This is a genomic window from Halohasta litchfieldiae (genome assembly GCF_002788215.1).
GTDB lineage: Archaea > Halobacteriota > Halobacteria > Halobacteriales > Haloferacaceae > Halohasta > Halohasta litchfieldiae.
Map to the genome: position 1 here is coordinate 404,527 of NZ_CP024845.1, position 12,114 is coordinate 416,640.

Here is a 12,114-nt window from a genome sequence, read left to right on the forward strand (position 1 = left end):
CGGTGGCTCGGCTCCGACCACAAAATCGGCCGCCTCTGTCCCGACAAATGCGGGTTGGGAAACAGAGGAGAGTCGTGAGATGGATTCACGTACCGACAGCCGATCAGATCTCCAAATCGAACCGATCCAGACGCATCACGGTCTGCCACGCAGAAACAAAGTCGTGCACGAATTTCGCTTCGGCGTCGTCAGAACCGTAGACCTCCGCGATGGCTCGCAGCCGGGAGTTCGACCCGAAGATGAGATCCACGCGGGTCGCTTCCCAGTTCAGTTCGCCCGTGTCACGGTCTCGCCCCTCGAACCGGTTGTCCGACGTCGACGAGGGTTCCCACTTGGTGTCCATATCGAGTAGATTCACGAAGAAGTCGTTGGTCAGCGTCCCCGGCCGGTCGGTGAAGACGCCAAGATCAGACTCCCCGTAGTTCGCGCCCAGCGTCCGCATCCCGCCGACCAGCACCGTCATCTCGGAGGCCGTCAGCGTCAGTAGCTGGGCCTTGTCGACCAGTAACGCCTCGGGCTGTCGGTCGACCCCATCCGCACGGTAGTTCCGGAACCCGTCGGCGCTCGGCTTGAGCGCTTCGAAGGAGTCGACGTCGGTCTGGTCTTGCGAAGCGTCGGTCCGTCCCGGTTCGAATGGGACTGTCACATCGTAGCCACCTTTGGCTGCCGCCTCCTCGACGGCCGCATTGCCGCCCAGAACGATCAGGTCGGCCAGCGAGACTCGTGTCCCGTCGGACTGGGAGCCGTTGAACTCCTCTCGAATCGTTTCTAGGGTTTCCAGTACCGTCGACAGCTGGTCGGGCTCGTTGGCCTCCCAGCTTCGCTGGGGTTCGAGTCGGATGCGGGCACCGTTGGCACCACCGCGCTTGTCGCTGTCGCGGTAGGTTGAGGCCGATGCCCACGCGGTTTTCACCAGTTGTGGGATCGACAGCCCCGAGTCCAGGATGTCGGTTTTGAGCGCGGCGATATCTTCGTCGCCGATCAGGTCGTGGTCGACGTCGGGAATGGGGTCCTGCCACAGCATCTCCTCGTCGGGGACCTCCGGGCCGAGGAACCGGGACGGTGGTCCCATATCGCGGTGAGTCAGCTTGTACCACGCCTTTGCGAAGGCCATTCCGAACGCCATCGGGTTCTGTTGGAACTCCTCGATGATCTCCCGGTACTCCGGGTCCCGTTTGAGGGCGATGTCGGTCGTGAGCATCATCGGTGTGACCTCCTTGTCGGAGTCGTGGGCATCCGGGGCGCTCTCGACGTCGCTGGCGTCGACCGGGAGCCACTGCCATGCGCCGCCGGGTCCCTTCTGGGCGGCCCACTCGTAGTCGAGTAGATTGTCGAGATACCCCATGTCCCACTCCGTTGGTGATCCGGTCCATGGGCCCTCGATTCCGCTGGTGATCGTATCAGCGCCGCTGCCGGTGCCGTGGTCGTTCTCCCAGCCGAAGCCCTGCTGCTCGATGGGTGCGGCTTCCGGTTCGGGGCCCATGTGTTGGTCGGGATCGTCGGCACCGTGGACTTTCCCGAAGGTGTGGCCGCCAGCGATAAGCGCGGCTGTTTCTTTGTCGTTCATCGCCATGCGGTCGAACGTTTGGCGGATGTTTTTCGCCGACAGCTCGGGATCGGGGTTGCCGTCCGGCCCCTCCGGGTTCACATATATTAGCCCCATCACCGAGGCCCCGAGTCCCTCTTCGATTCCCCCCGGCTCGTCGAACCGTTCGTTCGTATCCATCTCCGTTTCCGGTCCCCAGTCGACCGAGTCGTCGGGCTCGAAGGCGTCCTCGCGCCCGCCGGCGTAGCCGAACGTTTTGAACCCCATCGACTCGATGGCGACGTTGCCCGCCAACACCATCAGGTCGGCCCACGAGAGTTTGCGGCCGTACTTCTGTTTAATCGGCAGGAGGAGTCGACGCGCCTTGTCGAGGTTCGCGTTGTCAGGCCAACTGTTGATCGGCCCAAAGCGCTGTCGACCGCCGGCCGCGCCGCCACGACCGTCGGCTGTACGATACGTGCCGGCGCTGTGCCATGCCATCCGGATGAAAAGCGGCCCATAGTGGCCGTAGTCGGCTGGCCACCAGTCGTGGGAGGTCGTCATCAGCGCTTCGAGGTCCGCCTTTACCGCTTCGAGATCGAGTGTCTGAAACGCTTCAGCGTAGTCGAACTCCTCGTCCATAGGACCAACATTGCGGGCGTTCTGATCGAGAATTTCCAGATTCAACTGATTCGGCCACCAGTCGTGGTTGGATGCAGTCATCGCCAAATAGTTATTCCGTTGCCATATTAATATTGTCCATTAAACAAACATGTTTATCAATTTTTGCCGGATTTGGCATCAATCCACACACAATTTAACAAATCGCTTGTACAAACATTGTGGCTTCGCTGTCGCTGTGCTGGCCAGACTCGAACGAATTTGGTCGCCTCGTCGAGTGGGCTGGTCTCGATGTGTCCAGTGGGCGTGAATACGATCACCTCCGAGTAGAGCAAGCGACGACAGCGACTATGGCCATCCCGCGACAGCTGATGCTGTCGACTGGCAGCAGCGTGAGACGCTCTCCCAGTAGTTCCGACCATGAGTCGAAAAGACACAACAATCATGTAGTGTGACACCGTGAATCATACATGGAACTGACTGTCTACGGGCCACTCCGCGGGGTGACGGGGTCGAAAACGGCCTCACTTCCTGACGTCGACCACCAAGCGTCAGTTCAAACCGTGCTCGAACGGTTTGTCGAACAGTATCCCGGAGCCGACGCCCAACTGTTCGACGACGCTGGAACACTCCGGGCAAGTGTCCGCGTTTTGGTCGACGGCGAACGGGCAGCGCCGGACACACCGTGTCCGTCGACTGCCGAGGTGTCTCTTATTCCGGCCGCCCAGGGCGGATAATCGTAGTCGTCGCGTGATGCGTGACAGATCGCTGTTTAGAGACCGTACTGATCTCGGACTACCGAATCCAACCCGATTGCTTCGAGCAGATCGGTCGGCACGAGCATCGAGAGCTGAACCACGCCCGGCAGGCGAGCGATTTCGACGCCGCCGGTAAACGTACAGCGCGCTCGAACCTCGCCTTCGGTCATGCCGAGCAGCGAGCCAGCCCGGTCGAAGGCGTTGTCAGTCGCGTCGTTGATCGTCGCCCCTGACCCGATGAACTGGAGTGGCATGGCGTCGGCAACCGTGTCGACATCGTACTGGGCTGCAAGCCCACTGCCTGCCTCGCGTTCCTCGTCGGTGTAGGGTTTGGCAATATCCGGAAGATCAGATTCGTTCGGCAGGAGGAGTGGCCCGTCCATGTCGACGTTTTTGATGACCTCGACCTCGAGTTCGGTTGTCCCACTCACGTCGGTCGTGTGCAACGAGAGTTCGCCATCGCCCTGATTAGCGTGGAGATCTCCGACGTAGAGGCCCGCGCCGTCGACTTCGACCGGACAGATGAGCGTCGCACCCGGTCGAACGTCGTTCGAGTCGAGATGGCCATCAGTCCGCGCGTCGAGTTCGCTTTCGTCGACGATCCCCCAGTCGTGCTCGGCACCGATGAGGAATTGACCGAAGTCACCAGCGTTGTGTGAGTCCGGCAGTTCGACTGTCGGGGTGGTTCCGATGTTCCCGATGAAGGGAGCGAGGTGGCCGAGTGCGCCGGGAATCTCGTCGGGTTTGTAGAGCAAGATGGGGTGCTGTCGAGAGTTTTCCGGGAGAGCCATGTTCTCCTCGGCATTCTCGGCAAGTTGGTCGGCTCCTTCTGGGCCGACGGTCAACCCGACTGTTCGATCCTCGTCGAAGACGACGGTATAGCCGTAGTCGAAGCCGAATGAGGAGGCGTTGGCTCCACACTCTGCACAGCGAATCGACCCTTCGCCAGTTCCCTCGACGACGGTGTCGGGCCACTCGGTTCCGCAGTCGGGACATCGATGGTCGATGAATGGATCGTCACCGAAGGCCTCGCTCCGCTCGGCCATACTCCCGGTGCTGGTGGCGACACTCGTCACTTGGACGTCTTTGATTCGGACGACGAGTGCGTCACCGGGCTCGGCATTTTCGACACGGATCGGTCGGGTCACCTCGTGGCCGCCGCGGAACGAGGGTGTGATCATCGGTCCCCAGCAGCCGGCTGGGGTGTGAGTTCGAACGGTGCCACCATCGGCAACCGTGCCCGCCCACTCTTGATCAGGGCCGACCAGACCGAGGGTAAACTGGTCGACATCGAGTTCTTGTTGGATCTGTTGGGACATCACCTGCGAGTATGTGACCCATTCGCATAAGCAATGTGTAGGCTGAATTGACGTTTGCTCCGCGTCGACTGCATGGACGAACGAATCTCAGTCGAGGAGGTAGTTGATTGGGAACTCGGCACTGCCCAGATAGTCCGGAACGCTGGCGGGACAGTGAGGATTGACAGTCAGCTACTCACTCGGTTGCACCGATCCGACAAGAGGATGCTCTCAGCGCCCGGACGAACGGATAGTGGACTCAAAGAGGTTGCAACAACCAGTAGCAATGCTCAGTGCGGCGATAGTCGCCTACTACGAGGCGATCAGGGACCGCCAAACGGGGAGATGTGAGGAGTGTGGTCGACTGAACTACGCGACGAACCGCTGTTTGTGTGGGGGGAGAGTCACCGAAAACGACCTTCTGGAGGAGACACGCGATGATGTAGCGCTGAACGACAAGCGTGTGGCAGTGACCAGTGCCGACAGTCATCGCCTGTTGGCCCTCCTGTTGATAGCGCTCCTGACTGGCTGCGGCGTCTGGATCGGTGTGGATCTACCGACTGCCGTGTGGATCGGGTTGATCGGAGCGGGCACATGGGTCGCATGGCTGCTCATGACGACCTATTCCGCGACAAGCGGTGAGCCGGACTACTGACCGAATCACAACCTGCCGCCGGTCGACCGTGACCACACAAAGAGTGAAGACGAACCGCCGTGGAACACTCACTGTCGTCAGTTTCAATGCTCACAGATACACCCGGCATCCACCACATTACCGGCATCGTTCGTGATGCCCAGCAGAACGTCGACTTTTATACGGACACCCTCGGACTCCGGCTCGTCAAACAGACGGTGAACCTCAACGACCAGTTCACGCGGCACCTGTTTTACGGCGACGAAACCGGCTCGCCCGGCACGAGTCTCACGTTCTTTGCCTACCCCTACGAAGAGAGCGGTCGGATCGGCAAACCACAGGTCAGCACCGCCGCGCTCGTCATCCCGCCGGAGTCGGTCGACTACTGGCGGGACCGACTCGCTGCCCACGATGTCGCCGTCGACGAGATTTCCCAACGGTTCGACGAGACGGCGATCCGGTTTCGTGATCCGGATGGCACACAGCTCGAACTCGTCACCGGCGAGTCGTCGGTCGACCCGTGGACTGGAGGCCCGGTGCCGACCCAGCACGCAATCCGCGGGATTCACGGCGTGACGCTGCTGTCAGCGAGCACCGTTGCGACTGCGAGCGTTCTGGAGACGCTTGGCTTCGACCTCCACGACCAAGACGGCCAGCAGGTTCGGTACCGGGCGGCGGGTGATCGAGCGACTATCGTCGACCTACTCGACACAGCAAGCCAGTTCGGCCGTGAGGGCGCAGGCTCGATCCATCACGTCGCCCTGCGTGTCCCGGACGTCGACCAACTCTACGAGTGGCACGACCTCTTTCGGGAGCGCGACTACGACGTCTCGCGGGTGACTGACAGACACTTCTTCCACTCATTGTACGTCCGCGAGCCGGGTGGAATTCTGTTCGAACTCGCAACGGAGAAACCGGGATTGACGGCCACCGAGGATATCGAGACGCTCGGCCAGTCGCTGTATCTACCGGATTGGCTCGAAGCAGACCGACAGCTAATCGAAGACCAACTCCCACCAATCGAACTGTCGACTGAGTCGGAGCGAACCTAATGGCCCATCTTCCACAATCGGGAGATTCGGATGACCCACACCGCGGCCAGCCAATCGAAACGGCTGGCGCACCCTCGCAGGCGGCCGAGGCGGCGGTGATCATGCTCCACGGTCGTGGGTCGACGGCCCAGCAGATTCTCCGGCTCGTCGACGAGTTCTACCACCACGGGGTGATCTATCTCGCGCCGCAGGCCGCCCGTAATCGGTGGTATCCCCGTTCCGGCTATGGGCCGATTGCGGACAACGAACCGTGGTTTTCCTCCGCGCTTGAGCATGTGTCGACTGCAGTCGAGATGGCTACTGATCTCGATATCGACCCTGAACAGATCCTCTTGTTCGGATTCTCACAGGGTGCCTGTCTGGCCAGCGAGTTCGTCGCACGCAACCCGCGGCAGTACGGCGGTCTCATCGCGTTATCGGGGAGTCTCCTCGGCCCGGAAACAGGGACCGAGTACACAGGTTCACTGGAGGGAAGTCCGGTCTTCTTCGGCTGTAGTACCGACGATCCGTACGTCGCTGCCGAGCGAATTTATGAGTCTCAGACTGTGTTCGAACAGCTCGGTGGGGAGGTTATGGCCCGGCTCTACGATGAGCTGGGGCATGCGATCAACGACGACGAGATCAAGATGACGAATACGTTCATTGAGCGACTCGTTTCGGCCGAGTAGTCGACACGGCGTTACTATTCGCGTAATACCGCTTCGAGGTCATGCAGCGAATCGAGGACGTACTCCGGTTGGTACCGACCAGCCTCGGCTCCCTCCTCGCGGAGCCACGCAACTGGCAGGCCAGCGTTCTGTGCGCCAGCGACATCGAATTTCAGCGAGTCGCCGACGTACAGCGTCCGGTCGACCGCTGTGCCAAGTTCAGCGAGTATCGTCTCAAACGGGTCGACATGCGGCTTCCGTCGCCGGAGATCACCGGCGTAGACGACCGTGTCGACCCGCGATTCGAGATCGAGCGCCCGAAGCTTTCCCTGCTGGCGGTCGGCGGGACCGTTCGTGAGAATCCCGATCGGTCCGGTTTCGCGGGCGGCGGTCAGCGCCGCCTCCGCCCCCGGCAGGAACGAAACCGCGGTGGTATCGATCTCTGCGATCAGGGCGGCCGCCAGCGCGAGGGGGTCGACTGCCGAGTGCCCATGCTGAGCCGACAGCCGAGCGAACCCCGCACCCAGATAGCCGCGTTCGTCGTCAGGATCGAGCGGACCGTCGAGTTCGGCCCACAGCGCCTCGGGAGTGCCGAACGGCTCGCTGTCGACCGCCTCGAAGGCACGCCGGTAGGCCGCCGCCAGATCGCCGTCGTGTCGACAGAGCGTGTTGTCCAGATCGAACACCACTGCGTCAAAGGCCGTCACAACCGCCTCTTTTCGAGCAGGATACAAAACATCACGCTGTGTCGGGACTGTCTGGCACCACAGTCAGTGTTCAGTCGACCGTCGACGCCGAACTCGCTACCAATCTTTCGGTGATTTGTCTCGCCAGAACTGCCCGCTGGGAGCCTCGGGGCGGAACCGGGCGAGCCAAATCGGGGTTTCGGCTCCTTTCTCGGGTGTTCGCGGTGCGTTGCCGTCGGCCATATCGGTCTGGACGTAGCCCGGACAGACGGAGTTGGCAAGGAGGCCATCGTTGCTGTACTCGCCGTCGAGATAGCAGGTCAGCCCATTCAGTCCGGTCTTCGAGATGCGGTAGGCTGGCATCCCACCGGACTGTGGCTGGGTAATCGCACCGAGTCCCGACGACATGTTGATCACCCGACCGCCGGGCTGGTCCAACAGCAGGCTGAGTGCCTGCTTGGTGAGGTGGATCGGACCACGAAGGTTCGTATCGAGCGTTCTGTCGACACCCTCGGTCGACATTTCGTCGAGCGACTCGCGGCTGTCCATCACGCCAGCGTTGTTGACAAGGACGTCCAGTCGACCGGTCTCCGACTCGATGTGCTCGATTGCGGCCTGTCGCTGGTCGGCCACGGTCACATCGAGTTCGATAGCCCGCCGGTCGGTGGCGGTGATATCGCCTGTATCTCGTGCCCCTGCGTAAACTGTCGCCCCGTGGTCGACAAGCCCATCAGCGATTCGTTTGCCGATGCCACGCGTCGCACCGGTGACGAGTGCGACCTGTCCCTCCAGCGTGTCGTACAGCGGTACGTCCATACCGCCCGTAGCAGTGGCAGGATCAAAAGACGTCTGCCGGTCGACGGCTCCGGAATCCCGAACCTAAAATATCATAAATAAATACATTCTGTACTGTACGCACCAACTATTTTCCCTGTTGTTCATGATTGATTACCATGGCATCAGTTACTAACACGCACGGAGAGGACGGAATCGAGGCACTGTTCGACCGGCAGTTGGAGGTTGGACTCCAGCATGGAGCTCAGCTTGTCGTTTATGACGGCACCGAGCGCGTCGTCGACCTCGCTGGCGGCACGACCGGTCCCGATGGCGAGGCGACGACGCCCGACACGAGGCATCTCATCTGGTCGTGTACGAAACCCTTGGTCGGCACCTGTGTCCACCAACTCGTCGAGGACGGCCAGATCGCTTACGACGATCCGGTCGTCGACCACTGGCCATCGTTCGACCGCGGCGACGAGCAAAAGCAGGAGGTGACTGTTCGGCACGTGCTGAGCCACCAGACCGGGATGCCGACGAGCCCGCTCGATGGCGACCCTGCAGCGTGGGGCGACTGGGAGGGGATCGTCGACACGATGGAACAACAGGAGCTTCAGGACGAACCGGGGACCACCGCGGCCTACCACACGATGAGCTACGGCTGGCTCGTGGGTGAACTCGTTCGGCAGGTCACCGGGACGCGGATCGAAGAGTATGCAGCCGAGAACGTGTTCGAGCCACTCGGATTAGATCAGACGAGCGTCGGCGTCCGCGACGGCCGGCCGGAGACGGTCGCTGATGTTGCGGGATTCGATATCTTCGACCGCTGTCGAGATCCTACGGAGGGACTAGTCGACCTCACGCCCGAGGACGCCGCCGGACTCGGCAACAGTCCGGGCGTCCTGCAGTCGGTGGTCCCGGCCGCAAACGGGATCAGCACGGCCCGTGATCTGGGCAAATTCTTCGCCTGTATGGCCAACGGCGGCGCACTGGACGGGACTCGCCTGTTGGAGCCCGAGACCGTCGACAAAGCAACCGAACTTCAAATCGAGACGGCCGACGACGGCACGCTCTCGCGGCCGATGCGGTACGCGATGGGCTACTGGCGCGGCGGCGCTGTCTCGGATCTCTTTGGGACGCTCTCGTCGCCCGAAACATTCGGCCACGTTGGACTGGGCAGTGTCGTTGCGTGGGCTGATCCAACAACCAATCTCACGTTCGCCTACGTCTGCAACGGCATCCGTGAGGAGTCCTACGAACACGCTGCCCGCGTGAATCAGCTTGCTGATGCCGTCTATCAGGTGTACGGTAACTGACTGCCCGATGATCCACTTCGGTCAGTCGTGGCGTGAAAGGTAGCTCGGTGGTACGTGGTCTGTCGTATACACGTCCCGGCCACGCTTCGTAATCGAGTTGTCGTCGTCGACCATCGCTGCGGCGTCGACCCGAAGCACCACTGGGTCGGCGGCGTGTCGACTACCGACCTCGCGTGCCGCCTTGACCGAGCCACTCAGATGGACGTGTTGCCGCGACATCGGGCGGAGTCCCCCATCCAGAATCGACGGGACGTTGTCGGGGGCCGTGCCGTGATACAAGATAGCTGGCACGGGCCTGTCGCCCGATTCGAGGTCGACCGGCACCGAGTGGCCGTAGGCGGCTCGAATCCGGTCGTCGTCGACCTCAAACCGACCTTTGGGATCGGTTCGGACGACCGCGTCGACTGCCGTCTCGTCGACCCAGTCGTATTTTTCCGTGGCTCGGCTCACGACAGTCGACCGATTGGCCCAGCCTGCGGCGTCGAGATCGAGGCCAACGTCCTCGGGAAAATGGCGTAACGCGCCGCTCAGAAACTTCGAAACGCGGGTTCGCCGTCGACTCGACAGACGTTGTGTTCCCGCGGCATCACAGACGGGACACTGCCCACCGCTGAAGGGACCGTGATCATCACAGAGTCGGATTTCGCTCATTGCTGGCGCTCCGAATTAGAACCCGTCGGCGAACTTGTCCCGGCGGTTGATGTCGATCTCGCTGAGGCTCGATCCCTCGCGGGTCGCCGCGAAGACGATGGCTTCAGCGACTTCCTCGGGTTCGGTGGCTTCGTCTTCGTCGAACACCTCAGCGAACGTCCGCCCGTCGGTTGCCTCGAACTCCGACCGAACTTCCGAGGGATTGACCACGGTGACACCCACCCCCTCGTCGCCGACTTGGGCGGCGACGCTTTTGGCAAAGCCACGAACCCACCACTTCGAGGCAGCGTAGACGGGATTAAATGACCGAGGGTACTGTCCGGCGAAGCTCCCGAGGAAGATCAGGTGTCCTTCGCGCTCGCGGACGTGGGGAATAGCTGCGCGAGTCATATAGAAGACGCCGTCGACGTTGGTCTCCTGCATCGTGTCGTACTGCTCGTTGGTCAGCTCTTCGACGTCACTGCCGCGGGCGAGTCCGGCGTTGTTCACCACGATATCGATGCCGCCGAAGGTGTCGACAGTCTCGGTCAGCAGGGCGTCGACCGCGTACTCCTTGCGGACGTCGGTCGGGACCACCAGCGTGTCGACGCCGTGGGTGGTTTCGAGGTCGTCTGCAAGCTCTGCGAGTTTGTCTTTGCTCCGGGCCGCGAGCACGACGTTCGCGCCTTCGGCCGCAAGCTGTCGACAGGTCGCCGCGCCGATTCCTGCGCTCGCCCCGGTGACAATCGCGGTCTGTCCATCGAGTGAGTCAGTCATTGTCGACAGCCGACGGCGGCCGCGGTCTAATCTGTTGTGGACGAATCAGTCGAGCCAGCGGATGGTCACCGGAAACCGATCTAGGCAGTCACCGAAACCGATCCAAGGGCTGTCGAAGCGCCCAGTCGTCGGCATGAGGATCAAGCCGATTCGGTTCGGCTCCGCGCTCGGTGAGGACGCCTGCATGGTACAGCATCGCCTTCAGTTGGAACACTGTCGGCGAGTGAAATACGGCCCCATCTGCGAGTTCACTGGGGCGAAGCTCACCGTCTTCGGTCAGCACCCGACGCCGCACGTCGTCGCTCCCTTTTAAAAAGAGTTCGACCGTAAAGGTGGGATGGTGGACGTGGAGCCACTCGACGAGGTCGACAAGCGATGGTTTGCTGATACCGTCATCGTGCATCGTCTGGAGTTCCTCAACGAGTAGCTGGGTCGCCGGATACGCCCAGACCACGCGCCGAGTCACTAATCCCCACTCAGGGGCCAGTTCGCAGAATCGCTTGCGTGACCGTTTCCAGCCCGCAAATTCGTTCAGGGCTGCGTCGACCGATCCGTACCGGTTCAGGGCGAATCGCACGACTTCCTGGCCGAGCGGCGTAAGTCGCTCGCCGTCCGGCTCGTTATTTATGAGTCCGAGAAAGGTGGCTCCCTGTCGGGCGCTGTCGACGGCCCCAACCACGCGCTCGGCGAGCACGGTCTCTGTTTCAGCGGTGTGATAGATCGCCAGCGGATAGCCGAGGTAGTTTTTGGGATGGTTGAGACCGAAGGATTTGTCGGCGACGCCCTGTGCAGTCGCCTGAAATCGGATTGCAGTCGCCTCCTCGGCGGTGTGGTTGCCGACGATGCGCGGAACCTCACACGGTGTGACCTCGCCATCGACGTCGACTGCGAGGACGCCGACGTTGAGTTCGCGGGCGAGCGTGCGGGCCGACTGGGAGATGGCCGCCCCCGGTGCGGCGACGTAGGCGGCGTTGACCTCGTTGAGTCGGTCGTAGGCCTGCACGACGCCGGTTTCGACGTCGACCGCGCCATCGCCGGTGTAGCCTTTCGCCTCGATTGCGACAAGCGGTGGCTCATCGCCGACTCGGTCGACCGCAAGCAACTCCGAATCGAGCAGTCGGACACCGACCAGATCCGGATACCCCGAGCCGATCCGGACGTGATTGAACGGGGCGAGTTGCTTGCGGAGTGCTTCGGGAATCGGCCTGTTCGGCAGCCACTCGTCCTGTGCGAACTGGGTGTCGACGACTGCGTAGGCGTTTTCGGCCTCGTCGTCGGGGAACAGTCGACGCTTCGTGTGGGCCAACACTTGCGGTTCCGACAGCGTCGACGCCGTAGCCATGGATCACCATCCCAGAGCTGTCTTATGAAGCTTCGGTCACTCGGTCGGTCT

At 61.7% G+C, this 12,114-nt stretch carries 12 protein-coding genes; 5 read left to right on the forward strand and 7 right to left on the reverse strand.

The features are described from left to right. Positions 1-103: 103 nt before the first annotated feature. The gene (gene katG, locus HALTADL_RS02040; RefSeq protein ID WP_089673100.1) at positions 104-2,248 is read right to left on the reverse strand and encodes a catalase/peroxidase HPI; all 2,145 of its coding nucleotides are present in this window, start codon (positions 2,246-2,248) and stop codon (positions 104-106) included. 368 nt (positions 2,249-2,616) lie between these two features. Between katG and HALTADL_RS02045 the strand changes: the two genes are divergently transcribed. After that, entirely contained in the window at positions 2,617-2,883 is a 267-nt protein-coding gene (locus HALTADL_RS02045; protein ID WP_089673101.1) for a MoaD/ThiS family protein, read from the forward strand. Between the two features lie 35 nt (positions 2,884-2,918). Here the strand turns inward: HALTADL_RS02045 and HALTADL_RS02050 are convergent, their stop codons facing one another. Continuing rightward, the gene (locus HALTADL_RS02050; RefSeq protein ID WP_089673102.1) at positions 2,919-4,223 is read right to left on the reverse strand and encodes an acetamidase/formamidase family protein; all 1,305 of its coding nucleotides are present in this window, start codon (positions 4,221-4,223) and stop codon (positions 2,919-2,921) included. A gap of 247 nt (positions 4,224-4,470) precedes the next feature. On the opposite strand from HALTADL_RS02050, the gene HALTADL_RS02055 reads away from it, so the two are divergent. From HALTADL_RS02055 to HALTADL_RS02065, 3 genes are all read left to right on the forward strand, one after another. Continuing rightward, positions 4,471-4,857, forward strand: a complete 387-nt coding sequence (locus HALTADL_RS02055; protein WP_143054166.1) for a hypothetical protein — start codon at positions 4,471-4,473, stop codon at positions 4,855-4,857. Between the two features lie 86 nt (positions 4,858-4,943). Beyond that, positions 4,944-5,888, forward strand: a complete 945-nt coding sequence (locus tag HALTADL_RS02060) for a VOC family protein (protein WP_089673104.1) — start codon at positions 4,944-4,946, stop codon at positions 5,886-5,888. Beyond that, positions 5,888-6,556: an alpha/beta hydrolase gene (locus tag HALTADL_RS02065; RefSeq protein ID WP_089673105.1), complete on the forward strand. Its 669-nt coding sequence runs from the start codon at positions 5,888-5,890 to the stop codon at positions 6,554-6,556. The genes HALTADL_RS02060 and HALTADL_RS02065 overlap by 1 nt, the downstream gene beginning before the upstream one ends. A gap of 14 nt (positions 6,557-6,570) precedes the next feature. Here HALTADL_RS02065 and HALTADL_RS02070 read toward each other — a convergent pair whose 3' ends face one another. Beyond that, entirely contained in the window at positions 6,571-7,242 is a 672-nt protein-coding gene (locus HALTADL_RS02070; protein ID WP_089673146.1) for an HAD family hydrolase, read from the reverse strand. Positions 7,243-7,338: 96 nt separating this feature from the next. Then, entirely contained in the window at positions 7,339-8,037 is a 699-nt protein-coding gene (locus tag HALTADL_RS02075) for an SDR family NAD(P)-dependent oxidoreductase (protein ID WP_089673106.1), read from the reverse strand. Positions 8,038-8,174: 137 nt separating this feature from the next. On the opposite strand from HALTADL_RS02075, the gene HALTADL_RS02080 reads away from it, so the two are divergent. Next, positions 8,175-9,314: a serine hydrolase domain-containing protein gene (locus tag HALTADL_RS02080; protein ID WP_089673107.1), complete on the forward strand. Its 1,140-nt coding sequence runs from the start codon at positions 8,175-8,177 to the stop codon at positions 9,312-9,314. 21 nt (positions 9,315-9,335) lie between these two features. On the opposite strand, the gene HALTADL_RS02085 is transcribed toward HALTADL_RS02080, so the two are convergent. The 3 genes from HALTADL_RS02085 to HALTADL_RS02095 all read right to left on the reverse strand — a co-directional run bounded on the left by HALTADL_RS02085 (position 9,336) and on the right by HALTADL_RS02095 (position 12,063). Continuing rightward, entirely contained in the window at positions 9,336-9,965 is a 630-nt protein-coding gene (locus HALTADL_RS02085) for an RNA 2'-phosphotransferase (RefSeq protein WP_089673108.1), read from the reverse strand. A 15-nt stretch (positions 9,966-9,980) separates the two neighbouring features. After that, positions 9,981-10,721 (reverse strand): SDR family oxidoreductase, encoded by a 741-nt coding sequence (locus HALTADL_RS02090; protein ID WP_089673109.1) that lies wholly within the window; start codon positions 10,719-10,721, stop codon positions 9,981-9,983. A gap of 88 nt (positions 10,722-10,809) precedes the next feature. Then, positions 10,810-12,063, reverse strand: coding sequence for a hypothetical protein (locus HALTADL_RS02095; RefSeq protein WP_089673110.1), 1,254 nt, complete (start codon positions 12,061-12,063; stop codon positions 10,810-10,812). Between the last annotated feature and the right edge of the window lie 51 nt (positions 12,064-12,114).